General features: G+C 70.4%; 25 protein-coding genes and 1 pseudogene. 11 read left to right on the top strand and 15 right to left on the bottom strand.

From position 1 onward, the window contains the following. Positions 1–24: 24 nt before the first annotated feature. The 3 genes from MA875_RS02155 to MA875_RS17710 all read right to left on the bottom strand — a co-directional run bounded on the left by MA875_RS02155 (position 25) and on the right by MA875_RS17710 (position 4,794). Complete coding sequence (locus tag MA875_RS02155; RefSeq protein ID WP_248239967.1) at positions 25–1,848, bottom strand: PEP-utilizing enzyme; 1,824 nt, start codon at positions 1,846–1,848, stop codon at positions 25–27. A 76-nt stretch (positions 1,849–1,924) separates the two neighbouring features. Next, positions 1,925–3,304, bottom strand: coding sequence for an aminomethyl transferase family protein (locus MA875_RS02150; RefSeq protein WP_248239965.1), 1,380 nt, complete (start codon positions 3,302–3,304; stop codon positions 1,925–1,927). Between the two features lie 362 nt (positions 3,305–3,666). After that, positions 3,667–4,794, bottom strand: a complete 1,128-nt coding sequence (locus MA875_RS17710; RefSeq protein WP_248239962.1) for an alpha/beta hydrolase — start codon at positions 4,792–4,794, stop codon at positions 3,667–3,669. Positions 4,795–4,893: 99 nt separating this feature from the next. Here MA875_RS17710 and MA875_RS02140 point away from each other — a divergent pair, with 99 nt between their 5' ends. Next, positions 4,894–5,460: a TetR/AcrR family transcriptional regulator gene (locus tag MA875_RS02140; protein ID WP_248239961.1), complete on the top strand. Its 567-nt coding sequence runs from the start codon at positions 4,894–4,896 to the stop codon at positions 5,458–5,460. 9 nt (positions 5,461–5,469) lie between these two features. Here MA875_RS02140 and MA875_RS02135 read toward each other — a convergent pair whose 3' ends face one another. The 3 genes from MA875_RS02135 to MA875_RS02125 are packed head-to-tail and all read right to left on the bottom strand — an operon-like array spanning position 5,470 to position 8,057. Continuing rightward, complete coding sequence (locus MA875_RS02135; RefSeq protein WP_248239960.1) at positions 5,470–6,618, bottom strand: GDSL-type esterase/lipase family protein; 1,149 nt, start codon at positions 6,616–6,618, stop codon at positions 5,470–5,472. Positions 6,619–6,636: 18 nt separating this feature from the next. Next, the gene (locus MA875_RS02130; protein ID WP_248239959.1) at positions 6,637–7,290 is read right to left on the bottom strand and encodes a hypothetical protein; all 654 of its coding nucleotides are present in this window, start codon (positions 7,288–7,290) and stop codon (positions 6,637–6,639) included. 11 nt (positions 7,291–7,301) lie between these two features. Next, the gene (locus MA875_RS02125; RefSeq protein ID WP_248239958.1) at positions 7,302–8,057 is read right to left on the bottom strand and encodes a hypothetical protein; all 756 of its coding nucleotides are present in this window, start codon (positions 8,055–8,057) and stop codon (positions 7,302–7,304) included. A 171-nt stretch (positions 8,058–8,228) separates the two neighbouring features. Here MA875_RS02125 and MA875_RS02120 point away from each other — a divergent pair, with 171 nt between their 5' ends. Then, positions 8,229–9,656: an HNH endonuclease signature motif containing protein gene (locus tag MA875_RS02120; RefSeq protein WP_248239957.1), complete on the top strand. Its 1,428-nt coding sequence runs from the start codon at positions 8,229–8,231 to the stop codon at positions 9,654–9,656. A gap of 31 nt (positions 9,657–9,687) precedes the next feature. Here MA875_RS02120 and MA875_RS02115 read toward each other — a convergent pair whose 3' ends face one another. After that, positions 9,688–10,137 (bottom strand): DUF4442 domain-containing protein, encoded by a 450-nt coding sequence (locus tag MA875_RS02115; RefSeq protein WP_248239956.1) that lies wholly within the window; start codon positions 10,135–10,137, stop codon positions 9,688–9,690. 227 nt (positions 10,138–10,364) lie between these two features. On the opposite strand from MA875_RS02115, the gene MA875_RS02110 reads away from it, so the two are divergent. Beyond that, on the top strand, positions 10,365–10,520 hold the full coding sequence (locus MA875_RS02110; protein ID WP_248239955.1) for a hypothetical protein: 156 nt from the start codon (positions 10,365–10,367) through the stop codon (positions 10,518–10,520). 244 nt (positions 10,521–10,764) lie between these two features. Here MA875_RS02110 and MA875_RS02105 read toward each other — a convergent pair whose 3' ends face one another. Together MA875_RS02105 and MA875_RS02100 are read right to left on the bottom strand one after the other, a co-directional pair. After that, positions 10,765–11,190, bottom strand: coding sequence for a hypothetical protein (locus tag MA875_RS02105; RefSeq protein WP_248239954.1), 426 nt, complete (start codon positions 11,188–11,190; stop codon positions 10,765–10,767). A gap of 9 nt (positions 11,191–11,199) precedes the next feature. Further along, positions 11,200–11,796 (bottom strand): hypothetical protein, encoded by a 597-nt coding sequence (locus tag MA875_RS02100; protein WP_248239953.1) that lies wholly within the window; start codon positions 11,794–11,796, stop codon positions 11,200–11,202. A 221-nt stretch (positions 11,797–12,017) separates the two neighbouring features. Between MA875_RS02100 and MA875_RS02095 the strand changes: the two genes are divergently transcribed. Continuing rightward, on the top strand, positions 12,018–12,923 hold the full coding sequence (locus MA875_RS02095) for an alpha/beta fold hydrolase (RefSeq protein ID WP_248239952.1): 906 nt from the start codon (positions 12,018–12,020) through the stop codon (positions 12,921–12,923). Between the two features lie 10 nt (positions 12,924–12,933). Then, entirely contained in the window at positions 12,934–13,131 is a 198-nt protein-coding gene (locus MA875_RS02090) for a glycine zipper domain-containing protein (protein ID WP_248239951.1), read from the top strand. Here MA875_RS02090 and MA875_RS02085 read toward each other — a convergent pair whose 3' ends face one another. Beyond that, a complete protein-coding gene (locus MA875_RS02085; RefSeq protein WP_248239950.1) occupies positions 13,132–13,962 on the bottom strand; it encodes a TspO-related membrane protein in 831 nt (276 codons plus the stop codon). A gap of 171 nt (positions 13,963–14,133) precedes the next feature. Here MA875_RS02085 and MA875_RS02080 point away from each other — a divergent pair, with 171 nt between their 5' ends. Beyond that, the gene (locus MA875_RS02080; RefSeq protein ID WP_248240121.1) at positions 14,134–15,075 is read left to right on the top strand and encodes a hypothetical protein; all 942 of its coding nucleotides are present in this window, start codon (positions 14,134–14,136) and stop codon (positions 15,073–15,075) included. 58 nt (positions 15,076–15,133) lie between these two features. On the opposite strand, the gene MA875_RS02075 is transcribed toward MA875_RS02080, so the two are convergent. Beyond that, the gene (locus MA875_RS02075) at positions 15,134–16,549 is read right to left on the bottom strand and encodes a hypothetical protein (protein WP_248239949.1); all 1,416 of its coding nucleotides are present in this window, start codon (positions 16,547–16,549) and stop codon (positions 15,134–15,136) included. A 112-nt stretch (positions 16,550–16,661) separates the two neighbouring features. On the opposite strand from MA875_RS02075, the gene MA875_RS02070 reads away from it, so the two are divergent. Next, entirely contained in the window at positions 16,662–16,988 is a 327-nt protein-coding gene (locus tag MA875_RS02070) for a biopolymer transporter Tol (RefSeq protein ID WP_248239946.1), read from the top strand. On the opposite strand, the gene MA875_RS02065 is transcribed toward MA875_RS02070, so the two are convergent. After that, positions 16,948–17,943 carry an arsenic resistance protein gene (locus MA875_RS02065; RefSeq protein WP_248239944.1) on the bottom strand — a complete coding sequence of 332 codons (996 nt, stop codon included), beginning with the start codon at positions 17,941–17,943 and terminating at the stop codon, positions 16,948–16,950. The genes MA875_RS02070 and MA875_RS02065 overlap by 41 nt on opposite strands. 56 nt (positions 17,944–17,999) lie before the next feature. Here MA875_RS02065 and MA875_RS02060 point away from each other — a divergent pair, with 56 nt between their 5' ends. Together MA875_RS02060 and MA875_RS02055 are read left to right on the top strand one after the other, a co-directional pair. Next, the gene (locus MA875_RS02060) at positions 18,000–18,230 is read left to right on the top strand and encodes an antitoxin (protein ID WP_248239941.1); all 231 of its coding nucleotides are present in this window, start codon (positions 18,000–18,002) and stop codon (positions 18,228–18,230) included. Continuing rightward, on the top strand, positions 18,227–18,655 hold the full coding sequence (locus MA875_RS02055; RefSeq protein ID WP_248239939.1) for a TA system VapC family ribonuclease toxin: 429 nt from the start codon (positions 18,227–18,229) through the stop codon (positions 18,653–18,655). Before MA875_RS02060 ends, MA875_RS02055 begins: the two co-directional genes overlap by 4 nt. Here MA875_RS02055 and MA875_RS02050 read toward each other — a convergent pair. From MA875_RS02050 to MA875_RS02040, 3 genes are all read right to left on the bottom strand, one after another. After that, positions 18,642–20,525 (bottom strand): hypothetical protein, encoded by a 1,884-nt coding sequence (locus tag MA875_RS02050; protein ID WP_248239937.1) that lies wholly within the window; start codon positions 20,523–20,525, stop codon positions 18,642–18,644. The genes MA875_RS02055 and MA875_RS02050 overlap by 14 nt on opposite strands. 79 nt (positions 20,526–20,604) lie before the next feature. Then, on the bottom strand, positions 20,605–22,077 hold the full coding sequence (locus tag MA875_RS02045) for a protein adenylyltransferase SelO (RefSeq protein WP_248239935.1): 1,473 nt from the start codon (positions 22,075–22,077) through the stop codon (positions 20,605–20,607). A gap of 94 nt (positions 22,078–22,171) precedes the next feature. Further along, entirely contained in the window at positions 22,172–22,693 is a 522-nt protein-coding gene (locus MA875_RS02040) for a TetR/AcrR family transcriptional regulator C-terminal domain-containing protein (RefSeq protein ID WP_248239933.1), read from the bottom strand. Between the two features lie 193 nt (positions 22,694–22,886). On the opposite strand from MA875_RS02040, the pseudogene MA875_RS02035 reads away from it, so the two are divergent. Next, positions 22,887–24,584: pseudogene (locus tag MA875_RS02035) on the top strand (amidase); the annotation flags it as partial. 347 nt (positions 24,585–24,931) lie between these two features. Further along, positions 24,932–25,984, top strand: a complete 1,053-nt coding sequence (locus MA875_RS02030; RefSeq protein ID WP_248239932.1) for an agmatine deiminase family protein — start codon at positions 24,932–24,934, stop codon at positions 25,982–25,984. Positions 25,985–26,106: the final 122 nt, after the last annotated feature.

Here is a 26,106-nt window from a genome sequence, read left to right as displayed (position 1 = left end):
TCTCCTCTCAGACCGACCCAAGCGCTACGCGCGCTCCAGGATGGTCACCAGTCCCGTGTCCCCGTCGACGCGGATCCGGTCTCCCGTCTTGATCTTCGTGGTGCCGTTGCCCGTCCCGACGACCGCGGGCAGGCCGTACTCGCGGCTCACGATCGCCGCGTGGCTCATGATGCCGCCGATGTCGGAGACGGCGGCCTGGATCTTGCCGAAGATCGCGCCCCACGCGGGCGCGGTGATCGGGCAGACCAGGATCTCGTCCTGAACGACCTCGCTCAGCTGGCTCGCGTCGCGGATCACGCGTGCGGTGCCCTCTCGCACGCCCGGCGACGCCGGCACGCCCCGCAGCGCATCGGGGTCGTCGTCGCCGTCGCCCAGCCAGACCTTGATCCGGTCGGTCGTGATGCCCCACAGCAGCACCGTGAACGGCTCCGAGATCTCATCGGGGATCGGGCCGAGCGCGGGCGGCGGAGTCCAGCCCCGCAGGGCGGCGAGGATCCGCTTGCGGTCCGAGATCTCGGCCTTCCACGGGGTGTGGCGCTTGCGCGCGCCGGTCGCCCAGCCGAACACCATCTCGAAGAGTGCCTGGCCGACCTCCCAGCGGTTCAGCATGAACACGTCCTCGCGGTCCTCGATGAACCCGCCGGTCACCAGTCGGTCGCCGACGTCGCGCATCTTGTTCCAGAAGATCGTGTGGAACCAGTTCTCGATGTAGAAGTTGTGGTCCTCGACATACGGATCGACGAGTCTCGCGAGGTCGACGTTCTGGTCGAAGATGACGCGTTCCTCGTCGTTGGGCAGCAGATTGCGGTACTCGCTCGTGACCCGGTCGCGGCGGGCGAGGATCTCGTGGGTGGGGCGGTCGATGCTCTCGCCTGCGAGGAGCTTCCCGATGTACCCGGTGAGCGCGACCCACGGGACCGTGAGGTCGTCTACCCACGAGCGCTCGTGGTGGTAAAGACCCGTGCCGCCGGAGAAGTTGAACCACGGTTCCTTGGCCGCTTCGAGCCGCTCGATCCACCGGTCGCCCTCGGGCGTCCCCGCGAGCCGCGCGATCGTGGCCCGCGGGTCGTCGGCGCCGTCGGTGAGCTCCTCGTGGATGCCGAGCTCGATCGCGAGACGGGCGAGGGCCTTGATCTCGTCGTCCGGACGGAAGAACAGGATCTCGTTGCCCGCGACCATCTGGACGATCGTCTCGTCCTTGATGCCCGGGAAGGACTCCTTGCAGAAGCTGAGGAGGTTGAGGTACGCGGCGTACGCGAGGTTCAGCATCTCGAAGTGGTACTGGTAGGCGAGGAAGATGCTCTCGATCAGCTTGTCGTACGCGCCGATGAGGACATGCCCGCTGCTGACGCCCGTGGCGCCGGTGACGATCTTCTCGTCCTCGAGCCGCGGGAGCTCGGGGATCTCGAGCGCCTCGACCTCGCGGATGAGCGCCTCCATCTTCTCCTTCCACTTCTCGAACAGGTCGTCCCAGTTCTCGTAGTAGTAGGTGGCTCGCTCTGCGAACAGCCGCGCCCGCTCACCGATCCATTCGACGTCGCCCACCGCGACGGGGCGGATGTACAGGTAGCCGTTGAGGATGCGCTGGTCGATCCCGTATGCGGGCGGCACCGGGAAGATGCGCGAGTTGAACTCGCCGAGGCCGACCCCCCATGCCTCGTGGCTGATCATGTCGAACGGCGGAAGCGCCTCCATGTGATGCATGGAATCCCAGAACCACAGGGTGGCGTCTTCGTCATCACGGTTCTCGGGCGAGAAGCGCATGTACGCGGGGTACATCCGCTCCCAGCCCTCCGCGCCCTCCGGCGTCGTCACCGAGGACGGGATCTCGAAACTCTCGATGGTCATGTCTGATAACTCCTTCGTCATCTCTGGATGGGGTGGAAAGGGAAACCGGCGCCGCCCGAAGGCGGCGCCGGTCTCGTCAGGCTTTCGTGCGGTAGTCGGTCCGCGCGTAGTCGCTGAAGGGCGCGGGCGCGACGGTGACGCGGATCTCCTTCTGGCGGTGGCTTTCCACGCGGGCCTTGCCCGAGTTCGGCTCCTCGCCCCACAGCAGCGTCAGCTCTCGCCCCTCGACGGCGTACTCGCTGTCCAGGATCGCGACGGAGAGCACCTTCCGGTAGATCGACGCCGCACCCGGGTATCCCGAGGTCCCGACGTGCACCCCGTCGGCGCGCACCGAGTCGTATCGGAAGGTCGTGTAGCCGGGTCCGCCGGGCAGCTGCAGCATCTTGGCGTTCTCGCCCTCGTCGAACCACGAGCGATAGATCGATGCGACGTCATCGGGGTTCCAGATCAGCGTGACCTTCTTCTTCCGGGCCGGGACGCCGTCGTCGACCATCCTCTGCAGCGCCTCGCGGCCGATGAAGTCGTGGTCGAACTTCAGCGCTCGGTCGTAGCCGAGCGCGAACGGGGTGAGGTAGTAGTCCTCGACGTCGTCGGAGAAGAAGCTGCCGCCGAGCGGCGCCGTCGCCTCGAACGACCGGTCGCTCAGCCAGTCACGGTAGTCGGCGAGCTCGGGGCTCGTGTAGATCGCGGGCAGGACGCCCGGCAGGTATCCCGAGTAGACGGCGGTGGTGAAGTAGGCGTAGGCGCCCGTGCGAATCATCCCGTGCTTCTCGCCGGCGGCGAGGAGGGCACGCGTGACGACGTCCTTGTCCTCCCACTTGCCGAAGATCTCGTAGCCGGGCTGGCCGACCATGCCGTGCCGGAGGAAGGTGATCTCCCGACCGTCGACGCTCGCCTGGGACATGTGGAAGAAGCCGAGCTCGGGGAGCTCGCCCCCGAGCAGGTCGCGGACGACGTCGGGCGCGGTGGGTCCCTGCACCTCGTAGCGGAAATACTCGGGGTCCCCCGCACGCGAGAACGAGGTGCCCTCTCGGCGGAAGCGGAGCCTGTTCGGGGTGATCGCGTGCTGATACTCGACCCAGTCCATGACGCCCCACGGGCCGACGAGCATTGCCTTCTCTTCGGAGATGCGGAACAGGATCCCTTGGCCGATGAGGAAGCCCTCGGGGGAGCACGCGACGAGCTGCTTCGCGCGGTTGACGCCGAAGTTGGCGAATGTGTTGATGCCGATGCGCGCCAGGAACGGCACGAGGTCCGGCCCTTCGAGCGTGATGGTCACCATGTGGTGACTCTGGTCGAGAAGTCCGCACGTGGTGTGCCACGCGAGCTGCTCCGATTCCCAGTTGGTGTACTCGCGGGGCACCTCGATCGGCACGACCTGCGGGCTTGCCGTCGAATTGCGGAGCAGCTCCACGGGGCTTCCGGCCTTCTTCACGGCCTCGGTCAGCGATCCCATCCGTTTCCTCGTTTCCTCGTTTCGGGACGAGCGGGAGGGTTCGGTCACCGGAGCCTCATCGCTCGACAACGGCGTCCGGGATGGTCCGCGGGCGCCCAACTGGCTCGGGACGTTACTGGAGGCGCGTTCCGTCGTCACGGACCTGTCTCGCTGATCGATACGGACGGCAAGCGTCTCGCTCATCGGAACATCCGGCGCCTGGCGATCGGACCGGCGGACAGTGCCTCACCGCGGTCGCCCGAGTGGGCGGGCGTCGATATGCAGAGCAGAAATTGAGCCACTTCTCGGCAAAGGGCGGGATCGAGGTCGGCGTCGAGGGCCAGCCGGCAGAGCCGGGCGACCTGGTGCTCCTCGCGGGCGGGCTAGGAGGGGGGCATCTCGTGGGTGGCCTTGAGCACGCCGACCTGCTTCGTGCACCGGAACGCTCGGCGAGCATGTACACCAGGCGCCGAGGGCGCCGCCACCGACGACGCGCTCGTCGCCGCCGCGGCCGCGGTCGCGCTGGCGGCGCTTGGCTGAGGGCTCGGTTCAGCGGTCGATTTCGCCGATCGCCGCGCCGAGCTCGGCGAACACCTGGCGCGCCCGTTCCCAGGCCGCATCGTCGCCGGTGAGCGTCGCGCGGAGGTAGATCGCGGTGAGCCGGCGAGCACCGCGACGCGCTCGGGGTTCTCGTCGGTGGTCTCCGCCGCCTCCCAGCTGGGGATCCCGCCGAGCGAATGCTCGGCCTCGAACAGGGTGAGCAGATCGGTCGCGCCGGGGCTGAGGTGGAAGACGTCGGTGAACCAGTCGGGGCCGCGCTGTGACATCCGCGATTGATCACGGTCGCCCGCCACGACCAGGGTCGGCGTGGTCAGCTCGGCGAACGACGGGTTCATGAAGGGGAAGTTCGCCTTCGCGAACGGATGCAGCTCGTCGCCGCCGAGCCCGGTCGCCGCCATCAGCACGCCGGCCTGCACGCGCGCGTCGCCGAGGTCGGGGCCGGGCGCACCGTCGGCGTCGAGCACCCTCGCACCGAGCAGCATCTGCACCGTCTGCGCACCCCACGAGTGGCCCGCCGCGGCGGTGGCGGTGGGGTGGAGCCGACCCGCGAGGCCGGGGACCGCGGCCTCGGCGACGGCCCGCTGATCGAGCACCCGCACGAGGTCGTCGCGGCGCTGCATCCAGATCGATCCGAACCGCTCGTCGTCGAACCCGATGCCGTGGCGGCGCGAATCGAGGTGTGTCGGCTGGACGACGACGAAGCCGCGCGATGCCCAGGAGGTCGCAAGCGGCGCATAGCCGTCGAGCGACCAGCCATTGCCGTGCGAGAAGAGCAGGAGCGGCAGGTCGGTGCCGATCGCGGGGGCCGAGACCCGCACCTCGAGCGGGAAGGCGCGACCGGGCGCATCGAGCATCACGGGGGCGACCGAGACGACCGGGACCGCGGGCCCGGTCACGGTGTCGAGGGCGGCGAGGAGGGCGGAGTCGTGGAGGGGTGCGAGTATCTGCACGGGGATCTTCTTTCCGGATGTCGCGTGCTCGGCCATACTTAAGCGGAGCAACGTTCCGTAACTATACGGAGCACTGCTCCGCTTTGCAAGGAGGGTGCGATGACCGACGAGATGACGCGCGGCAGGCGCCGCGACGCGCAGCGCAACGAGCAGGTGATCCTCGACGCCGCGGCGGCGGTGTTCGTCGAATCGGGCGTGCAGGCGCCGGTGCGCGCGGTCGCCGAGCGGGCCGGGGTGGGCATGGGCACGCTGTACCGTCACTTCCCCACCCGGGCCGACCTCGTCGTCGCCGTCTACCGGCACCAGGTCGACGCCGCCGCGGCCGCAGGTCCCGCGCTGCTGCGCGAGAGTCCGACCCCCGCCGCGGCCCTGCACGCCTGGGTACGGCTGTTCGTGCAGTTCCTCGTCACCAAGCACGGCCTCGCCGACGCCCTGCAGGGCGACACCGAGCGCTCCGCGGCGCTGCACCAGCTGCTCACCGAGCGACTCGTGCCGGTCTGCGCCGACCTGCTCGCCGCCGCGGCGCCACACGGCGCCCACGTTGACGCCTACGCCCTGTTGCGCGGTATCGGGAACCTGTGCATCGGCGGCGAGGCGCCCGGCTACGACCCCGAGCGCCTCGCGCACCTCCTCGTGGACGGTGCGCTGGCCTCCTCGCCGGGGTAACCGCGGCGGCTAGGGGCGCAGCATCCCGCCGGGGCGGAGCGCCAGGTCGGCGAAGCGCGAGCCGATGAGGGCGTGCGCCTCGGTACTGGGGTGCAGCGCGTCGGGAAGAGGGAGGTCTTCGGCGTCCTCGGGACCGTAGAGCGCGCGCCCGTCGAGATACCTCAGCTGCGTGTCATCCGATCGGGCGGCCACCACCTCCGCGAGGGCGTCGCGGATGACCTCGAGGGTCAGCCGGCCCCCGGCGGTGTCGCCGGGGGTGCCCGTCGCGATGAAGCGGGTCTCGCCCGCTGCCGCGGCGACGGGATCGAACGCTCCAGGCCCGGGAGTGCTCTCATGTATGCCGCAGAAGATCGGCGAGACCAGCAGCAGCGGGGTGTCGGGATGCCCCTCGCGGATCGTGTCGAGGAAGCCGTGCACGGCGGGCACGAAGGTGCGAAGGCGCATGCCGTCGAGGTTCACCACGTTGATGCCGAGCTTGACGCTGATGAGATCGGCAGGGGTGTCGCGGATGATGCGCGCTGTGAACGGGTCGACCAGGGCGCTGCCCCCGAAGCCGAGGTTCTGCAGCCGCACGCCCGCGCGCCGGGCCGCGACCACCGGCCAGATGCCCGTGGGTGTGGCGGCGTTCGAGCCCTGGCTGATCGAGCTGCCGTGGTGCACCCAGAGGGGTCCGCTTTCGGGCGCCGGGCGCACGAGAGCGTCGGCCCGCAGGGCGACGACGTCGACCTGCTCGTTGTGCGGCAACCACAGCTCGACCGTCTTCTCGCCGGATCCGGGAAGGACCGTCTCGATCGTGTCGGTGTCGCCGGCGAGGAAGGTCGGCGTTCCGGTCTGCAGATCGAGCTCGAGTGCGTCGCCGTGCCGCAGCGGATGGGTCGCGACCCGGACGCCGTCGACCACGACATCGACCGCCCCGCGGGGCCGGTCGAAGCCGCGGTAAGCCACGCGAGTCGTGTGCAGCGCGAGCGCCACGGTCGTCGCCGCGGTGATGACGCGCAGCCGCACTCCCGACGGTTGGGCCTCCATCATGGTCAGCTGCGGGTCGGCGTCGCGCTGCCGCACGCGACGCGGCAGACGATGCGGGCGAAGGCCCCGCTCAGTGGACTCCACCTCGGCGGCACCGAAGAAGAAGTCGGGCGTGAGGTTCGCGGTGATCATGATGTCGATCCTCCGGTATCAATTCGCCAGTTCATCCAGCCACGACGAGCGCAGCCGCAGGGCGCGCTCGGTGCTGGCCAGGATGACGGCGAGGGTGAGCATGATGTTGACGGTCGTGGGCAGATGGATCGGGGAGGTGAAGGTGCCGACCGACTCGGCGATCGCCGGCACCTGCGAGATGGTCTCGACCAGCTGCGGCACCGTGATGCAGACGCCGACGAGCACGATCGCGGTCGCGATGACCCCGATGACCCGGCTCAGAACCGGATGACGGTGATGAAGCCGTGCCCGCAAGCCCTCCGCCGAGCGAGGGTGAGGGGTGAGCTGACGTTCCTCACCGGCATCCGGAACGAAATGGCACCGTCGGAGGCCGGACGCACGCGCAGCGACCTCGATGTGACCGCCGGGCACGGCGAACCTGGCCGGCAGCCGCGAGACGGCGACCTGCACTCCGTCGCGGTAGAGGCGCGCACGCACCTCGCCGTCGTCGCGGTCGCCGAGCTGGCGGACGTCGACGGCGAAGGTGGTGGTGACGCCGCCCACCCCCTCGAGATCGAGGAGGAAGAGCGAGCGGCCGAGGATCTGCCACCAGCGGAACGGCGGGAGAGGGCGGCCATCGCCCGGCTTCACGCGACGCTCGGCCAGGCGAGCGCGCCAGGAGGGGGTGGGCATGAGAGTTCCGATCAGAGGAGGATTTGGCTCAGCGGGTGGACGAGGTAGAGCAGCGAGTAGCCCTCCCAGATCGCGCCGATGATGAGGAGCACCAGGGCGGGAAGCGCGAGGAGGCCGATGCTCTTCAGGCCCTCGAGGTACCCGCGGCGGCGGGTGGGCGCACCGATGAGCTTCGGGAAGAGCCAGTTGCGGCCGAGGAGGTACGCCCCGAGCAGGAACAGCACGTACGCCTGCAGTTCGATGAGAACGGTCAGCGAGTGCGGGATCTGCGCGACCCAGCCGATCGGGGTCGTGGGGACGAGCGTGATTCCGGTCTCGACGGCCCAGTAGCCGAAGACGGCGAGGCCCGCGAACGGCACGATGAGCGACGGCAGGATGATGGTGGCCAGGCTCAGGCGGAACACGTTGACCGCGAAGATCAGCAGCGCGAAGAGCGGCGCGGAGTCGAGCACGCCGCGCACGGTGTCGGCCGTGCCGTCGGCCTCCAGCGCCGCAGCGCGGGCGGCGGGGAGCTCGGGGAAGATCAGCCCGACCACGAAGCCGATCGCGACGAGGCCGTAGGCCGCGAGGTTGAGGAAGAGGTAGGCGCGGAGATTCTCGCGAATCAGGCGGAAGGGGCGACGGAGAAAGTGGACGCGGCGGGTGTCGGAGGTGGTGTGTGAGGTGGTGTCAGGGGTTGTTCCGGGGGTGCTGTCGATCGGGCGACCGGCGGGGCGGGTCGGGACGGGGGCCGTCGGGACGGGGTCGTGAGGCTGCGTTGTGGGCATGACTCCATCGCACTCGAGAGCGACGTGAACCGGCAGTGTCGGGGTGTCACCTCTTGGGGTGACATTGGTCAGGGGTGGGGAACGCTTGTTCGAGATATGCTCGGAACTCAGGAACACCAATGTCGGAACCCTCTGCGATGATGTGGGTAGGTCATCGAGACGGGGATACGAGTGGACGCGGACGAGAAGCGGCGGCGGGCGGAGGAGAAGCGCGCCGGGGTGTTCGCGGATGAGCTGGCGAAGCTGCGCCGGCGGCGGGCGGCGTTGGAGGCGAAGGAGGCCCGGCTGCTGGCGGAGGCGTACGCGTTGACGCTGGAGCAACGGTCGCGGATCGGGTCAGTGTCCTCGCGGGAGCGGGACATGCCCCTGCGGTCCATGGCGCTCGAGCTCGGCATGGCCGTACGCGTCAATGACCGGTCGATGCAGACACAGATGCATGACGCCCACGAGCTGGTCGAGCGGTTCCCGCAGACGATGGAAGCCCTCTCGGAGGGTCGGGTGTCGCGGGCGCATGCGCAGGTGATCCAGGACGCAGGCCGGGTGATCGAGGATCCGGTGGATCGGGCGTCGTTCGAGCGGATCGTGTTGGTGGAGGCGGAGCGGCAGACGGTGCCGCGGACGAAGACGTACGCCCGCCAGCGCGCCGAGGTGTTGGACCCTCGGCCGTTGCAGGAACGTCACGACACCGCGATCCGGCAACGGCGGGTGTGGGTCACCGATCTGGATGACACCCTGTCGGCGTTGACGATCGTGGGTGGGAACGTCTACATCCACGGCGCCTACCACCGCCTCACCACCCAGGGCACCACCATCAAGAACGTCGACCGCGCGAAGCGGCGCGCCTCCGCGGCCGCGCGGGCGTGCGCTGGCGCCGGGTCGGACGCCGGTGCCGGGTCGGACGGGCGCAATGGTTCGGGGGCCGCGTTCGGACTCGGCAACGAAAGCGACGGGCCGGGTGAGGATGCGGAGCCGTGGTTCGATGAGCGGACTCTCGATGAGATCCGGTGCGACCTGGCCCTGGACATGCTCCTCGCAGGTTCCCCGGTGATCGACCCCACCGACCCCACCACCGGCGGGCTCGGAGCCATCCGGGCCGAGGTGCAGATCACCATCCCCATCACCACCCTGACCGGGGTGACGAACTCCGGGGCGGAGTTGAACGGGGTCACCCCCGTCGACCCGGAAACCGCGAGACGGATGGCCGGCACCGCCCGGGTGTGGGAACGGGTGATGACCGACCCGATCACCGGGGTCGTCACCGCGGTGGACCGGTACCAACTCCATCCTTCCCAAACCCGATACCTCAACGCCCGCGATGTGACCTGTCGAACACCGGGTTGCCGGAGGCCGGCGAAACTGTGCCACATCGATCACTCGAAGGACTTCGCCCTGGGTGGGAAGAGTTGCAACGACAACCTCTGCAACGAATGCGCCCGACACCACACGCTCAAACATGCGACCAACTGGCACGTGGAGCAGTTGCCCGGCGGCATTCTGAAGTTCACCAGCCCCGGCGGAAAGACCTACGACAGCCACCCACCCTCCCGCGTCGCCTTCGTCCCCACCGACGACGGTGGACTCGCTGTCGCACCCTTCTGACGTGAGACCGGCGACGGGCGCACCCGACAGCTCAGGGAACGTCGGAGAGCTGAGACTCGGTCACCCGCCGCTTCTCACGAACGAAGACCTCACGACGGCAGCGTGCAACGACGTCGCCGCTGCTGGCGGTGATGGTCGTCTCGAACCACTCGCGAACCTTCGCGCCACCGGCGGCGCGTGCACGCAGTTCGGCGACCTGCTCGGGCGACACCTGGAACCGCGCGGTGAGTACGCCGCGTCCCGGTTTGAGAAACTCGATCTCGCCGCGGGTGTCCCAGACCACATAGTCGCGGCCCAGCTGATGCATGACCAGCATGAAGAAGTAGGGGTCCGTCATCGCCAACATCGATCCGCCGAAAGCGGTGCCCACGTAATTCCGGGTGAAGCGATTGACGTGGAGGTCGACGACCGCTTCCGCCCAGTCGTCTGAAAAACGTCGGACACGGATGCCGCTGAAGAGGTTCGGCGGCCAGAGACTCATGCTTCAGGCCAACCGGCGAGGTGTGACGCGCATCCCACGATTGTGAGAAGCCACCCACCGCAGAGGCAAACCGGTTGTGGCTCAGCACGTAGAGACGCGCGAGCACGATGGGTTCTTGCTCAACATTTCCACAGGGCTGCCTCAATGAGCGGCCTGTCCACGCGGGGCGGCCCTATCGTGGGTGACAACCCGTTCGGAAGCACCACCGAGACTCGAAGGAGAGTCTTATGGTCACCACCCTCCTCCTCATCGCGATCATCGCCGTCGTCGCCTGGATCGCCCTCTCCATCACCGCCGGCCTGCTCGTCGGTCGGAGCATCTCGGTCGCCGACCAGCACGAGCGTCCCCTCACCACGGCGAGGACCGTCAGGGTCGACACCTGATCGGAGGCCGCGGCGCGGCATCCGATTGTTACGAATGCGAGAGCAGCCCCGCGCGCCCATGGCCGCTCTCAGGCTGCGCATCTACGCTGGACGAGGACTCCCCCGGTCAGGCAACGCCCGCATGCACTCCCCCGGCATGCGGTGACGTGCGAACTCCCCCCGTTTCGCCACCAGGCCGGTCGAGTCCGGGTCCCCTCGAGCGCCCCTCGCCAGACGAGCGCTCGAGGGGGCCATTTCCGTCTGGTCAGCCGGCCGACTCGATCACCGCCCAGGCGACCTCGACCACGCACAGGCCCGCGGAGTCGTCGCGGAGCAGCAGATCGACCGGATAGGACTGGCCGCTGAGGATCTGGGAACCGCCCGTTTCCAGATTGATCGTCCAGGCCAGATCGAGCGCCTCTCGCCCAGGCCAGCGGCCCGGATTGAAGGGCTCGGGCTCGCCGGACCCCAGTCCCTGCCAGTCGGACGGCGCACCGAAGTCTGCGACACTGTCCGGACAGGCGAGCACGTCCGCCTCTCCTGACGCCGCCGCGGCAATCACGCGATCCGTCTGCTGGATCACCGCCGCACCCTCCGGACCCCAGATCACGGTGTCGAGAGAGCATCCCGAAAGCGTGCCCACGACGATCAGAGCGGCAACGGCGGCGACGGTGCGACGGGCGGGGCGCATCCCCTGAGACTAATGACCGGTCGCGGAGGGTGTCGCCGCCTCGAGGTGGGGTCTCGCGGCATCCATAAAGGTCGTCGGATCGTCGGCCCAGAAGCGGATCTCATCGATGCGGACCGCGCCCCGCGGCATCGCCACCTCGATCGGCCGCTCGAGTTCGACGGCGAGATTGGTCTCGTCCTGCATCGGCAGATGGAGCACCCACGCGTCATCCGACCGGCCGGGTGTGAACTTCGGACCCTTATGACGCACGTCCTTGCGACGGGCCACCGAGAGGACGTCGTCCCAGGTGAGCGCGATCCCGAGGTCGGTGCTCTGACGGATGCGCACCCCCTCCGGCCCGACGGCGTGGGGACGCGTGAGGTAGCCGGCGAGCATCCCGAGCATGAAGACGACGCCCCAGATGCCGAGGATCAGCAGCGGAATGCGCACGAACGGCCGCGGGTGCACGATCAGATCGATGATCGGCACCTCGAGGGCTGACAGCACGATGAAGATCGTCAGGATGCCGGTGACCGGACGGTGATACGACACCGCGACCGCCCCCGGCGGCACCCGCGGCCGGAAGAAGGCGAGCCGGGCGAGGCTGACCCACCCGGCCGCTTCCATCTGCGTGGCGCGCCGCGCGAGGCGCCGCGCGCGCTGGCCACGCGTCTCGGCGGGGCCTCGTAGCGATCGGCCAGCCTCTCGAGCCCCGCCGCGAGGGCGTCCCGTTCCGGCGGGGCGCGTTCGGCGACGAGGTCGGCCGCCATCTGCTCGCGCTGCGACGCCGGTCATAGAGTGAGTGCGACGGCACCGACCCGACGGTGCCCGAACGACGAGGTGGACCGATGACCGAGGCGACGACGACGCACCGATCCTCACCGGCGGATGACGCCCCCGACACCCTTGTCCTCCCCGACGGCCGCACCCTCGCGTGGTGGGAGTTCGGCGACCCGGCCGCTGACACCGTCGTGCTGAACTGTCACGGCGGACTCATGGACGGCCGCGACGTCGCCCTCGCCGACGAGGTCGCGCGCGAGCGCGGCATCCGGATCCTCTCGCCCGACCGCCCCGGCGTCGGCGGCACCTCGCGGACCGGCCACGCGGGCATGCTGCCGTGGGTCCACAGCGACGTGCGCCCCCTGCTCGACCACCTCGGTATCACCCGCTGCGCGGTCATGGGCTGGTCGGAGGGTGGACAGTACGCCCTCGCGGTCGCGCACGAACTGCCCGCGCACGTCACGCGCGCCGCGGTCATCGCCGGCGCCCTCCCCCTGGATGACCCGCAGAACCGCGCCCACCTGAACCGACCGGATCGACGCCTCGCCGCCCTGTCAGAACACGCGCCGACGCTCGCGCATGCGTACTTCGCAGCCGCGCGCCGGATGGGGCGGCGTGTGCCGGAGCGGTTCGCCGCAGCATCCGCTCGGGTTCTCGACGCCACCGACCAGGAGGTGATCCGCACGCACGAGCAGTGGTTCGTGACCTCGGCGCTCGGCGCGATGGACGACCTCGGCGGCGCGACCGACGAGTACCGGGTCTTCGTGGCCTCGTGGGGCTTCGCGCCGGAGGAGGTCGCGGTGCCGGTCGATGTGCACCAGGGCAGCGCCGACCAGCTGATCGAGCCCGCCTGGGCGGAGGAGCTGGCGGCGCGGCTGCCGCAGGGGCGGCTCATCCGATGGCCCGGCGAGGGGCACTTCATCGCCGTGACCCGGCGACCCGAGATTTTGGGGCGGCTCGTCGCGGACGCCTAGTGTCGTATCCATGGGGGACACGAGGAAGAAGCCTACGAACGGGGTCGCCCTCGGGATCGCGCTCGGCCTGGCGTTCGGTGCTGTCCTCGGGATGCTGCTGCTCGACAACATCGCGATCGGGACGGCGCTCGGGTTGGTCTTCGGCCTCACGATCGGCGCGGCCGTCGACGCCCGAGCGACATCGGACGACGAAACCGACGAGGCGTAGTCAGCGACGCACGGCGCGATCGTGGCGCACGCGCGCCGCGACGGTCGCCACGACGATCAGCACGACCGCGATGATCGCTGCGACACCGGTCGGGGGCGAGTACGGCTCGTCGGTGAAGCGGGCCACCGCCACCCACGCGATGCCCCACGTCAGCGAGAGCGCCGGGGCGATGCGACCGCCGCCCCAGAACGCCAGGGCGATGCCGACCGCCGCTGCGACGGCGAGCACGACCGACGACCACACCTCGGGGGCGATGCCGAACCCGTCGAAGCCGACCGCGTAGAAGATGGCGGTCGCGTTGGCCGCCGTGGCGATGATGACCCAGCCGAGGTAGAGGCCGATCGCTCCGTCGGCGACGACGACCTCGACCTTGTTCTTCGGGCGGGTCCGGCGCAGGATGACGAAGATCCGGCAGAGGACCGCGAGGAGCAGGGCGATCACCGGAAGGCTCAGGAAAAGCAGGTTCAGCTGGACGACCCCGATCCAGACGGCGTTCAGGATGAGTGACGCAGCGACCCACCAGCCGATCCGCTGCTGACGTTCGTCGAAGCGCTGCGCGGGCAGCGCCTGCCAGATCGCATAGGCGAGCATGCCGGTGTAGATGACGCTCCAGATGCGGAACGCCCCGGTGCCGGGCGCGATGAGGGTGGAGTCGGAGTTGAGGAAACCGCCCGCCGCCTCCTGGATGGGGGTGCCGAAGAACACCCCCGAGCCGATGAAGGCCGCGACGATCGCGAGGATCGAACTGACGAGGATGATGACCTGCCGCGCGATCGCCCGGGTGCGGGTGCTCGGCTCGGTGGTCGTGTGAGACGCAGTCTTGGTGGACATCGTGGCTCCTTGGCTCTCGGCGTCGAACGCTCCGCGAGGCGACGAGCGCTCACCAGGTTGTTCTCACGGTAGGCCCGCCGCGGATGCACCGCCATGTGTTGCCCTTTCCACGGCGGTGTGCGGGTGTACCGTTCGACACAACCCACCGTGGGCACGAGAGCGAGTCAGCCAATGACCTCCACCACCGTCATCCGTCGGAATCGTTCCTCCCGACTTCTCGCGATCGCCGTGCTGGCGCTGCTCGCCGCGGTCGGCGCCCTGGTGCTGGCCGTCGGGGGCGGGGGCGCCGCGCGGGCATCGAGCACGCCGGAGGTGACGGTGGCCCAGAGCTCCCTCGCGGTCGGCGAGACCACGGCGGTCACCGCCACCGGGCTCGGCGGGCTCGAGCAGGCGTTCTTCGGGCTCGGCGACCCGTCGGCGGCCGTCTTCACCGAGAACAACGACAGCATCTACGAAGCCCCGGTCACCGGCGGCGAGGCGACGGCGACCTTCAGCGCCTTGGCCGAGGGCACCAACACGATCTCCGTCGGTGACGGAGAGACGGTTCTCGCGACCGTGGAGATCACGGTCACCGCCGGCGGCGGGGGTGGCGGCGCGACCCTCACGGCCGACCCGACCTCGATCGAGACAGGCGAGAGCACGACCATCACCGCGACCGGGCTCGGCGGGCTCGAGCAGGCGTCCTTCGGATTGGGCGGCACCGGAAGCGGCACCTTCGACGGCGGGGGCACGTCGGCTCAGGTACCCGTGACGAACGGCGAAGCGACGACGACCTTCACCGCCACGGAGGCGGGTGACCTCGTCATCGCCGTCGGCGACGGGGAGACACCGCTCGCGTCGGTGGACGTCACGATCACCGCCGCGCCCTCACCGACCCCGACGCCCACCCCGACGACGGCGAGCCCGAGCCCGGTGCCGGAGCCGGCGGGCGACAGCTCGGGGCTGCTGATCGGGATCATCATCGCGCTCGTCGTGCTGCTGCTCGCGATCGTGATCACGTGGATCGTGCTGGCCCGGCGCAGCAAGAACGCCGGCGCCGGCTCGGGGACAAGTGGCCCGGGTGGCGACACCATGCGGATGGACGGCGTGCAGGAGCGGATGGACGGCGTGTAGGAGCGGATGGACGGCGTGTAGGAGCGGATGGACGGGGTGAAAGGTCAGCGCGCTCCGGCTACGCGGTTCGCCACTTCAGCCGGCCCCAGCCGACGCGTCCTGACGTCGACTCGGCGCCGTGCGCGTGTCCGGCGGCGACGATGAGGTCATCCTCGAGGAGGAACCAGTCGAAGCCGACACCGGCCGAGACGTGCAGGCGCGGCATGAGAAACCGTCGCGCGACCGTCATCTGCACCGTTTCGGCGGTGGCGTCGCCGACGATCAGGACGCCCGACGCCGTGTCGAGCCCCTCCAGGAACAAGGCGGTCGCGAGGGGGCTGCGTCCGTCATCCGCCGCGGCCGTGACGCGCGTGCTGAACGCGGTCAGCTGGTCGATGAGCGAGGCCGCACGCGCATCCGCGCGCGTGAGCGTCGCGAGGAGGGCGGCGTAGCGTGGCGTCGTGGCGCCGTCGGCGGGTGGGGCCGAGCCGTCGACGGGTCCAGAGGCCTCGTCCCCCTCGGCCCCGGACACCCGCGCAGTCAGCTGAGCGGCGAGCGCCGGCACCTCGGCACGCTCGGCGGTGAGGGTGACCAGAGCAGTGCGCGCCTCGGAAAGCCGCGCGATGATCGCGGATGCTGCGGACGGCACCGCCATCGACTCATGCCTGATGCGGAGACCGCGACCGTTCCCGGCACCCCGCAGCGCGGCGATCACCGCGGCATGCACGGCTCGAGCGGGGACGGCGACCGTGGCCATCCGCGCAGACGCGTCGACCTCAGCCAGACGTGCGAGCTGGGTCGCCGTCGCTCCGGCCGCGGCGGCAACGACGAGCGCGCCGTCGATCGGCGTGAGCATACGGGTGTCGATGGGGAGGTCACGGTCGGCACCCAGTGCCGTGGCTGCGGCATTCAGCGCGCCCGAGAGCGTCTCGACGGCGCCGGAGAGTGCCTCGACGAGGTGCGCGAGCTCGGCGGAGATCTGATCGCGCAGCGCGAGGTCGGCGATGAGCGATCGGGTCGAGGTGACGAGGAGCGTTCGCGTCGCGGCATTCGTCGACCACTCCGGCCGTCCGAGGATGGCGGATGCCACTTCTGCGGCGGCCTTCCCCAGGGCGGAGTTCGTCAGCTCGGCGCCACGCACGGCCGCGCCATCCGCGTAGGTGACGGTGTTCTTGGCCACCGCCGACAGGTCGGGGACGGCTCCGGTGACCGAGGCGATGAGCTCCTTGCGCTCGAGGATCCGCTGATCGCTCGCCGCCTTGTCATTCGCAAGCCGCTGCGCGTCAGTTTCGAGACGGGTCTTCTCGAGCGTCGTCGCCGCGGCAGCGCGCGCCGCTTCGTTCTGCAGCAGAACGGTCTGCGCGTCGGCGAGCGTCTTCTGCGTCGTCGCCAGGGTGGAGGCTGCCTCGGCGCGGGTCTTCTCCGCCGTGGCAAGTGTGCTGAGCGCCGTCGCGATGGCTTCGAGCTGCGTGCCGGCGTCGTCTGGTGTCGTCATGCGCCTACCTCCGGCATCCGCTGTGTCGCGACCGGCTGCGTCACGACCGGCCACGTCACGACCGATGCGAGGACTCTAGTGGTGACGGCGGGGCGGGCGCCATCATGGGACCGTGGCGGGCGACGGGGGTGAGGAGACGAGCGAGGCGGAACGGTGGCTCGTCATCGACGGTCGCCGCTGGCGGCGCACCGACCCGTCGCTGCCGGAGGATGTCGTGGCCGCGCTGACCTCGCACCTCGGGCGCGCACGGTCGGCGGTGCGGACCGCGCGCCGCCCGGGCGCCGATCCCGACGCTCTCGCCGCCGCGCGGGCCCGGGTCGATCTGGCCAAGCACGGGCTCGGCGAGCGCGGCCCGTACTGGTGGGACCGACCCGAAGACGAGCGCCGCGAGGCGGCGCTCAGCGCCCTGGCCGAGCTGGAGGCGCTGACGGACGGGTGACCGGCGTGAGCGCGGGGACAACGCGGAGGAAGACGACCATCCCGACGAGCTCGACGAGGGTCTGGGTGACCACCGCGAGCGGTGCGATCGCGAAAGCCGGCGGCAGGGCGAGCGCGAGCGGAAGCACGACGAGCGAGTTGCGCGTCGCGCCGCTGAAGATGAGCGCCCGGGTTTCGGGGACGGGCAGACGCACCCCGCGCGCCGCGGCCCACCCGACGACGAGCATGATCGCGAGGAACGCGAGGTAGATCGGTACGACGCGCACGAGCGCGGTGGCCGCGGCACCGACATCCGCGATCTGAGACCCGACGACCACCGCGAGCGTCGCCATCATCAGGGGCACCATCGCCGCCGCGAAGAACCGCTCGATCCCGCGGCCGATCCGGCGCCGGCGGGCGAGCGCCTGCACGACCGCCGCCGCCGCGAGCGGCACGACGATGAGCCAGAGGAACGCCTCGACGAAGGGGGCGAGGTCGATCTCGGCGACGACGGCGCCGCCGGCGAAGAGCCAGAGGTAGGCCGGGAGCAGCACGATCTGCAGGAGCATCAGCAGCGGAGTGGCGGCGAGGAGCCGCTCGCGGGCGCCGCCCGCGAGCCCGGTGAAGACGATGACGTAGTCCACGCAGGGGGTGAGGAGCACCAGCAGCACGCCGAGGAGGAGGCCCCGGTCGTCGGCGACGAAGCGCGAAAGGCCGAACGCCACGAGCGGGACGACGAGGAAGTTCAGGGCGAGCACCGTGCCGAGGAACCGGATGTCGCCGAGCGACCGCCCCACCTCGATCAGCGGCACCCCGAGGAAGGTGGCGAACAGGAGCAGGGCGAGCACCGGGGTGGTGGCGAGCGAGAGCGCGGGGGCGACGGCGGGGAAGGTCAGCCCGACGACGACCCCGAGCGCGATGGCGGTGACGAACAGCCAGACCTGATGGCGCTCCCCCCACGCGGCTGCCGATGTCACGAGATCAGCCTAGGTCAGTGGGGGGGAACATGATGGGATGATGTTATGATGCGATGATGCGGACTACCCTTGACGTCGACGACCGGGTCCTTCGCGCCGCGCGGGCACTGGCTGCCCAAAGGGGCATCTCCCTGGGACGCGCGGTGTCGGAGTTGGCTCTTCGCGGGCTGGCCGATCCCCAGGGCGCGACGAGCAGCACGCCCTCGGGGTTCCCGCTGCTCCCCCGTCCCGCGAACGCACCCGTCATCACCGCGGACGTGGTCGCCGCGCATCGAGACGACGAATGACACTCGCCCTCCCCGACGTCAACGTGCTCCTCGCGCTCGTCGCGGAGCATCACGAGCATCACGCGGCGGCACACCGGTGGTTCCGCGACGTCGAGTCGTGGGCGTCGACTCCGTTCACCGAGGCGGGGCTGATCCGTCTCATCCTGAACCCCGTCGTGGTCGGGGAATCCCACGACGCGGGGCTGGCCATCCGCATCCTCGAGCAGCTGCGGAGGCAGGGCGATCACCGCTTCCTTCCCGACGCGTCATCGCTCACCGACACGACGATCGACCTCGCTGCGCTCGTCGGGCACCGACAGGTGACGGACTTCCACCTCGTGAACCTCGCCGCATCGCACGACGCGGTGCTGGCCACTTTCGACGCCAGGTTGCGGGCGTCGCTCGCGCCCGCGGATCAACGCTGGGTCAGCGTCATCCCGGTGTGATCGGGAGAAGAGTCAGGGTGATCATGAGCGCCCGGGCCATCGCTCCGCGCAGTTCTGGGGGGACGACGAAGTGGCCGGCGTCGCCGGCGACCACCTGGAGCCGGCGGAGATCGAAGGTGACGACCTCACCCCAGGGCGCCACCCCTGGCGAATGGGGGGCGTCGCCCTCCGCATCGAGGGCCGCCGCCCGGTCGGAGTCGGGATCGATGGACACGAGAAGTCGCCGCATGGTCTGAGCGACACCCGCGCGCACCCACGAGTCCTCGAGGTCGTACCCGATGATCGTCTGCACGATGTTCATCGCAAGGAACTGCTCCGCGAGCAGCAGCGGCGGTGCGGGGTCGGTCATCCATTCCCCCGCATGCGAGCCTGGGCGCACCCGGGTGGGCGTGATCTCGATCAGCTCGGCGGCGAGGAGCGACTCCCACCACAGGGCCAGCTGCGGGATCTCGGTCATGCTCCGCACGCGTAGCGGGCCCCGACGATACGGATCGGCGTCCGCCTCGTCCTCGTCTGGATAGCGTGCGACACCCACCGCATCGATCCCGAGGAAGGCCGCGACGGGTGCGATGTCGGCCCGCCGAAGAAGACCGGCGGATGTCACGGGCCGGCCGTGCTCCAGCCATGAGAGGAGACGACCCACGGCCTCGACGACAGCGACCTGCGCGATAACCGCGCGGCGCTCGGCTTCGTCGATACGACCAGCAGCATCGAGTGCGTCGACGAGCAGATCACGAAACGGAGGCTCGCCGTCGCTGAAAACGTCGTCGATAAGCTCTTCGAGCTCGATTTGCGCCTCCGCCCACGCCGCACCACCGACCGCCTCCGCATGGAAGTTCATCCAGTCTTCCAAGACGTCGAGGGTGCCTCCCAGTCGCGCGGCGTAGTTCGGATCCTCCTCGTCTGCGGCCTCGATGAGGAACGCCGCCATGTCGAGTACGCCGTCGGGCTCCCGCAGGTCGGCGCCGCCTCGACGCGCCATCTTCATGAGGTCGCGCAGCAGACCCGCCGCGTCAGCGGCATCGGCGGCTTCCGCACCGCTGTTCCGGAGCCACGCGCGGAAGTCGTGCAGCAGGATCCGTTCCTCCTCGAGGTCGGACGAACCAGAAGACGTTTCGGGCACCGCCGGGAGCAGCCGCCGGCCGATACCGAAGGCGGCTCCCGTCGCCGGTGGCGCGGAACCGGATGCGGCGGGGTCGACGCCGAGCAGATCCTTCGCCGTCTGCGCGACGCCGCGCCCCTGGCGCGTCGCGTGCAGTGCGACGATCGCGGCGACCGCGAGGGCACCGCCCTCGAAGATCGAAAGCCCCGAGTGGGATCGGTGGAGCGCCTCGAGGGCGGCGAAAGCGCGCCCTTTGGAGCCGAGGGCCAGGATGTCGGTGGTCGCACGCTTCGCACGTTCCGCCCAGCGGGGCGGCTTGACCGAACGCATCGCCCCGGCGAGGTCGGGATCGGCCGCCCACTCATCGAGCAACCCGACGCTCACACCGATGACGTCGGAGATCGCGGGGGTCTCGGGCCCGGGTTCGGGTGCGATCGCCGAGAGGAGCAAAGACGCCTGTTCGGGGTCATCCGCATTGACGGCGGCGGCAAGACGCGCGAGGAGGATCAGGGACTGGTCGCGCTGAGCGCCCACCGGGGTGAAGAGCTCGAGATTTCGTCGTTCGGTCGCTCGCGCGAGGGCGGCGGTCACGCGCGGGAGGTCGGCGGCCTCGAGGTCATCGAGGTCGATGCCCTCGTCAGCGAGGAGCGGCGCCATCTCGGCGAGGGCATCGGCCGCCATCCCAGGTTTTCTTACGATGCCGTGTCGAGCCATGAGAGCTCTGACCTCGGGGTCGTCGAACGGGTCGCCGGGTGCGTCGTCGGTCACGGGGCCAGGATAGACCGTGGGACGCCGATGGTCCGGGCCACCGCCGATCGGGGCCCCGGTCTCGGTGCCCAGCCCGGTCTCAGGTGCCGCAGTAGGTGACGTAGGGGCCGAAGGCCGCGGGGGCGGGCTCCTCGTAACGGGCGAGACCCGGCCGGGCGGTGAAGGGATGACGGATGACCTCGACGAGGTCGTCCAGAGGCGCAAGGTCGCCGTCGGTCGCGGCGGCGAGCGCCTCCTCCACGAGGTGGTTGCGGGGGATGTAGAGCGGGTTGACCCGGTCCATGAGGTCGGGATCGGGTGCGAGCGTCAGCCAGCGCTCCACCCACAGGTCGAACGGCGCCGGGTCGGCGAAGAGGGCCCGCGCGGGCTCGCGATCGCCCCGCGCGGCCGACGCGAGGCGCCGGAAGAACGAGGTGTCGTCGACCCGCGCCATCGCCAGCATGTCGAACATGTCGTTCACGAGCACGGCCGTGCGCTCATCGTCGGGAGTGCCGCCGAGCTTGGCGTGCATGCCCTCGGCCCAGGTGGCGTTGTAGGTCTCGCGGTAGGCGGCGAGCGACTGCTGGGCGGCCGCGACAGCGGCATCCACACCAGCGGCATCCGCGCCCTCCGCCAGCAGCGGCAGGAGGGCCTCGGCGAAGCGAGCGAGGTTCCACTCGCCGATCGCCGGCTGCGCGCCGTAGGCGTAGCGGCCCTGCTGGTCGATGGAGCTGAAGACCGCGCCGACATCGAAGGCGTCGAGGAAGGCGCAGGGGCCGTAGTCGATGGTCTCGCCCGAGATCGTCATGTTGTCGGTGTTCATGACGCCATGGACGAACCCGACGAGCATCCAGCGCGCGATGAGGCGCGCCTGGGCGTCGATCACCGCGTCGAGGAGGGCGAGCGCCCGGTTCTCGGCGCCACCGAGGTGCGGGTAGTGCCGCGCGATGGCGTGGTCGACGAGGCGCTGCAGGAGAGGGATGTCGCCGGTCGCGCGGGCCAGCACGAAGGTGCCGACCCGCAGGTGGCTCGACGCGACGCGGGTGAGCACCGCGCCGGGGAGGTCGCTCTCGCGACGCACGGTGCGGCCGGTCGCGACGACGGCGAGCGCGCGCGTCGTGGGGATCCCGAGGGCGTGCATCGCCTCGCCGACGATGTACTCCCGCAGCATCGGGCCCACTGCGGCGAAGCCGTCGCCGCCGCGCGAGAAGGGCGTGGGCCCCGATCCCTTGAGATGGATGTCGCGGAGCGCACCTTCTCGGTCGGTGATCTCGCCCAGCAGCAGGGCCCGACCGTCGCCCAGCCGCGGGTTGAACGCGCCGAACTGGTGCCCGGCGTAGGCCTGCGCCACCGGCCGCGCCCCCTCGGGGACGGCGACGCCGGTGAGGAAACCGACGCCCTCGGGCGAGCGGAGGTACGCGGGGTCGACACCGAGGTCGGCGGCGAGCGCGTCGTTCAGCACGAGGAGCTGCGACGCCGGGGGCTCGACCGCCTGCCAGTCGACGGCGAGCTCGGGCAGCTCGTCGGCGAAGCGGTGCGAGAGGGTGATCTCTGCGGCGGCCGTCGGGGTCATGAGGCGAGGGTACGTCGGATCGGGGGCAGGTGGGGCCGCGTCGCGCCAGCGGGGTCAGCGGGGCGGGCGGGGCGGCGTCGTCGCGCCAGCGGGGTCAGCGGGGAGGACGGGCCGAGGCGATGAGCATCTGCAGGCCCATCTCGAAGGCGCGCGTCGCGATGGGGTCATCCGGGTCCTCGTCGTCGAGGGTCGCGAACGCCGCGGCGAACGTGGGGAACTGCTCCTCCTGACCGCGCGGATCGAAGACGACCGTCGGGCCCGACATGTCGAGCACGCTCCCGAGGATGAACGACTCGAACGCGGTGAGGAGGGGAAGGATGTCGCGGTCGGGCCACCCCACCGCACGCGCCGCCACCGCGAAGTCCTCGTACTCCGCCAGCAGCACCGACGCCGTGACCGGATGCGTCATCAGAAGCGGCACCGCCCGCGGGTGATCCGCGAACGCCCGACGGTAGGAGCGGGCCCACTCGCCCAGGCCCTCCTCCCACGCGCGAGTGCGGAGCGGGGCGGAGTCGATGCGGGCCGACACGAGCGACCGCACATCCTCGATCATCGCCGCGAGGTTCGGCACGTGGTTGTAGAGCGAGGTCGGATTCACGCCGAGCTTGGCTGCCACCCGGCGGATGCTGGCACCCTCGGCCCCGTACCGGTCGACGAGCGCGAGCGCCGTCGTGGCGATGAGCTCACGGCTCAGCAGGGGGCGGGGCGGCCTGGCGATATCGGACTCCTCGAGGTCGGGTAGAGCTCACGCGGACGTCTCGGCAGGAAACGGTGGCGCAATAAAAAACATACGGTGTATGTTTACGCCCATGACCACCCCCCTGTCCACCCCTCCGGCGACACCGCTCGACACCGTGGTCGAGGCGCCGATCGCCGTGCTCGCCGCCGCGCTCCGCGACGGTCGCGTCACGAGCGTCGAGCTGGTCGCCCGCTACCTCAACCGCATCGCGTTCTACGATCGCGCGGGCATCGCCCTCAACTCCGTCATCGTGCTGAACCCCGCCGCCTTCGCCGAGGCGAGAGCCTCCGACGAACGCCGCGCCCGCGGCGAGACGCGGGGAGTGCTCGACGGCATCCCGTTCACCGCGAAGGACAGCTACTGCGTCACGGGCTTGCCCGTGGCATCCGGATCCCCTGCTTTCGAGAACCTCATTGCCCAGCGCGATGCGTTCGCGGTCGCGAAGCTGCGCGAGGCGGGAGCGGTGTTCCTGGGCCTGACGAACATGCCGCCGATGGCCGCGGGCGGCATGCAGCGCGGCCTGTACGGCCGGGCCGAGTCGCCCTACAACGCCGACTACCTCACCTCGGCGTTCGGTTCGGGCTCGTCCAACGGCTCAGGCACGGCGACCGCGGCGAGCTTCGCGGCCTTCGGGCTGGGCGAGGAGACCTGGTCATCGGGTCGCGCCCCGGCATCCCACAACGCCCTCTGCGCGTACACCCCCTCGCGCGGCGTGATCTCAGTGCGCGGCAACTGGCCCCTCGTGCCGACGATGGACGTGGTCGTCCCCCACACCCGCACGATGGACGACCTCGCCCATGTGCTCGACGCGGTCGTCGACGACGACCCCGAGACCGAGGGCGACCTGTGGCGGAGTCAGTCGTGGATCGAGCTTCCGCGCGCCTCCGAGGTGCGACCGGAGTCGTTCGCCGCTCTCACCCCCGCCGATCTCGCGGGGATGCGGTTCGCGGTCCCCCGCATCTACGTGGGCGCCGACCCCGACAGCGCCTTCCCGATCGAGCCCCGCCCGTCGGTGATGGCGCTCTGGCGCGCGCTGTGCGCTGATCTCGAGGCCGCCGGAGCGGAGGTGGTCGAGGTCGACTTCCCCGCGGTGAACAACTACGAGAAGCTCCATGCCGGGGACGAGGACTTCGTCGATCGCGGGTTCGTCCCGCGTGAGTTCCTCGCCGACGAGGTCGGCGATCTGGCCGTGTGGGGCTTCGACACCTTCCTGCGCCACAACGGCGACCCGCAGCTGAACCGACTCGCCGACGTCGAGGGCAATCGCATCTTCCCGCGCCCGACCGGCGCCCTCCCCGACCGGTACGGCATCTTTCCCTTCGACATCGCGTACGACATCGCCGAGTACGTCGACGCCGCCCGCGCCGGGGTGCGGGAGCCCCGCGACACCCCGAGTGTGGAGCAGGGGATGCGAGGGCTCGAGCACACCCGCAAGGTCGACCTCGACGACTGGCTCGCCGCCGAGGGGTTCGACGCCGTCATCTTCCCCACCCACGCCGACGTCGGGCCCGCCGACGCTGACGTGAACGAGGCCTCGGCCGACATCGCGTGGCGAAACGGCGTGTGGGTGTCGAACGGAAATCTCGTCCCCCGGCACCTGGGAATCCCGACCGTCACCGTGCCGATGGGGACGATGGATGACACGAGCATGCCGGTCGGCGTCACGATCGCCGGCGCCGGTTACACCGACGTACAGCTGGTGCGGGTGGGCGCGGCGATCGAAGCCCTCGGCCGCCGGCGCACCACACCGCCGCGCACGCCGGCCCTCGCCGACGAGGTGCTGTTCGACATGCCGCGGCCGGCTGCGGCCGGGCCGGTGGCGGTGCGGATCGACACGGTGCGAGTGGAGCGGGTCGACGACCATCTCGCGGTGTCGTTCACGGCAACCGTCGACGGCGGACCGATCGACGAGGTCGTCGCCTTTGTCGACGGTGTCCGGGTGACCGTCACCGCGAGCGGTTCCCGGGTCGACGGCCGGCACCACCTCGACGCCGATGCGCACACGACGCCCTTCAGCGAGTGGCTGCCGCCGTTCGGACCGCTCGTCATCGTCGTCGCGCGCGGCTTCACCGGCGCGGTGGCGGGTGCCCTCGCGACCACGGAAGGATCCCCCCTATGACAGACAACTCGCTCTCGGCCCCCGGGTGGCGGATGCCCGCCGAAACCGCGCCGCACGAGCGGACGTGGATGGCGTTCCCCCGCGAGGGCTTCACGCTCGGTGAGAGCGCCGAGGAGCGCGAGGAGGGCTATGCCGCGTGGACCGCGGTCGCGCACGCGATCGCCGAGTTCGAGCCGGTGACCATGGTGGTCGACCCGAGCGAGGTGGCGCGGGCGCGGCGGATGCTCGGCTCTGGGATCGAGATCGTCGAAGCGCCGATCGATGAGTTCTGGATGCGCGACATGGGCCCGACGTTCGTCGTCGACGACGCCCGACCCGGCACCCTCGGCGCCGTCGACTGGGTGTTCAACGGCTGGGGCGCGCCCAACTGGGCCGAATGGCAGAAGTCCGCGCTGATCGGCCGATTCGTGGGAGAACTGATCGGCATCGAGGTCATCAGCTCGCTGCTGGTCAGCGAGGGCGGTGGGTTGCACGTCGACGGTGCGGGGACGGTCCTGCTCACCGACACGGTGCAGCTCGACCCGCGTCGGAACCCCTTCGCCGACAAGGCGCGCGTGGAGGCCGAGATGGCGCGCACGATCGGCGCGACGGACGCGATCTGGCTCTCGCGCGGACTCACCCGCGACTACGACGATCTCGGCACCAACGGCCACATCGACATCGTCGCGACGTTCGCCTCACCGGACCGGGTGCTGCTGCACGAGCAGCAGGATCCTGACCACCCCGACTTCGCCGTGTCGCGACAGCTGCGCGGAGAGCTCGAGGCGGGCTTCGCCGCCCGCGGACGCGAGGTGACGATCACGGGGCTCCCCGCGCCGGCGACGCTACGCGATGAGGCAGGGTTCGTCGACTGGAGCTACGTCAACCACCTCGTCGTCAACGGCGGCGTCATCGCCTGCGGCTTCGGCGAGGAGGTCGCCGACGCCCGCGCGCGGGAGATCCTGGCCGATGCTTACCCGGGGCGCCGGGTCGTCACCGTCGACGCCCGCCCCCTGTTCGACCGCGGTGGCGGCATCCACTGCATCACCCAGCAGCAGCCCGCGGCCTGAGGCGGGCGGGCCGCGCCGCGGGTGCGGATGTACATCTGCGGCACGCGCGCCCTCGCAACGGCGTCCGCGCTTCGCGCTCCCCTGCGTCGCAGAATCACACGTCCGTCGCAGAATTCCGCCGA

Origin of the sequence: Microbacterium kunmingense, assembly GCF_023155745.1 — a bacterium.
Taxonomy (GTDB): Bacteria; Actinomycetota; Actinomycetes; order Actinomycetales; family Microbacteriaceae; genus Microbacterium; species Microbacterium kunmingense.
This window is presented reverse-complemented; position numbering and strand designations above follow the sequence as displayed.

Coding starts and splice junctions, on each gene's coding strand:
- MA875_RS02130 (WP_248239959.1), bottom strand. CDS start 7,290: ATGCCCACCCCCTCCTGGCGCGCTCGCCTGGCCGAGCGTCGCGTGAAG.
- MA875_RS02060 (WP_248239941.1), top strand. CDS start 18,000: ATGCGGACTACCCTTGACGTCGACGACCGGGTCCTTCGCGCCGCGCGG.
- MA875_RS02045 (WP_248239935.1), bottom strand. CDS start 22,077: ATGACCCCGACGGCCGCCGCAGAGATCACCCTCTCGCACCGCTTCGCC.
- MA875_RS02075 (WP_248239949.1), bottom strand. CDS start 16,549: ATGACGACACCAGACGACGCCGGCACGCAGCTCGAAGCCATCGCGACG.
- MA875_RS02085 (WP_248239950.1), bottom strand. CDS start 13,962: ATGTCCACCAAGACTGCGTCTCACACGACCACCGAGCCGAGCACCCGC.
- MA875_RS02110 (WP_248239955.1), top strand. CDS start 10,365: ATGGTCACCACCCTCCTCCTCATCGCGATCATCGCCGTCGTCGCCTGG.
- MA875_RS02150 (WP_248239965.1), bottom strand. CDS start 3,304: ATGGGATCGCTGACCGAGGCCGTGAAGAAGGCCGGAAGCCCCGTGGAG.
- MA875_RS02115 (WP_248239956.1), bottom strand. CDS start 10,137: ATGAGTCTCTGGCCGCCGAACCTCTTCAGCGGCATCCGTGTCCGACGT.
- MA875_RS02105 (WP_248239954.1), bottom strand. CDS start 11,190: ATGCGCCCCGCCCGTCGCACCGTCGCCGCCGTTGCCGCTCTGATCGTC.
- MA875_RS02095 (WP_248239952.1), top strand. CDS start 12,018: ATGACCGAGGCGACGACGACGCACCGATCCTCACCGGCGGATGACGCC.
- MA875_RS02135 (WP_248239960.1), bottom strand. CDS start 6,618: ATGATCACCGCGAACCTCACGCCCGACTTCTTCTTCGGTGCCGCCGAG.
- MA875_RS02140 (WP_248239961.1), top strand. CDS start 4,894: ATGACCGACGAGATGACGCGCGGCAGGCGCCGCGACGCGCAGCGCAAC.
- MA875_RS02055 (WP_248239939.1), top strand. CDS start 18,227: ATGACACTCGCCCTCCCCGACGTCAACGTGCTCCTCGCGCTCGTCGCG.
- MA875_RS02080 (WP_248240121.1), top strand. CDS start 14,134: ATGACCTCCACCACCGTCATCCGTCGGAATCGTTCCTCCCGACTTCTC.
- MA875_RS02155 (WP_248239967.1), bottom strand. CDS start 1,848: ATGACCATCGAGAGTTTCGAGATCCCGTCCTCGGTGACGACGCCGGAG.
- MA875_RS02030 (WP_248239932.1), top strand. CDS start 24,932: ATGACAGACAACTCGCTCTCGGCCCCCGGGTGGCGGATGCCCGCCGAA.
- MA875_RS02125 (WP_248239958.1), bottom strand. CDS start 8,057: ATGCCCACAACGCAGCCTCACGACCCCGTCCCGACGGCCCCCGTCCCG.
- MA875_RS02090 (WP_248239951.1), top strand. CDS start 12,934: ATGGGGGACACGAGGAAGAAGCCTACGAACGGGGTCGCCCTCGGGATC.
- MA875_RS02100 (WP_248239953.1), bottom strand. CDS start 11,796: ATGGAAGCGGCCGGGTGGGTCAGCCTCGCCCGGCTCGCCTTCTTCCGG.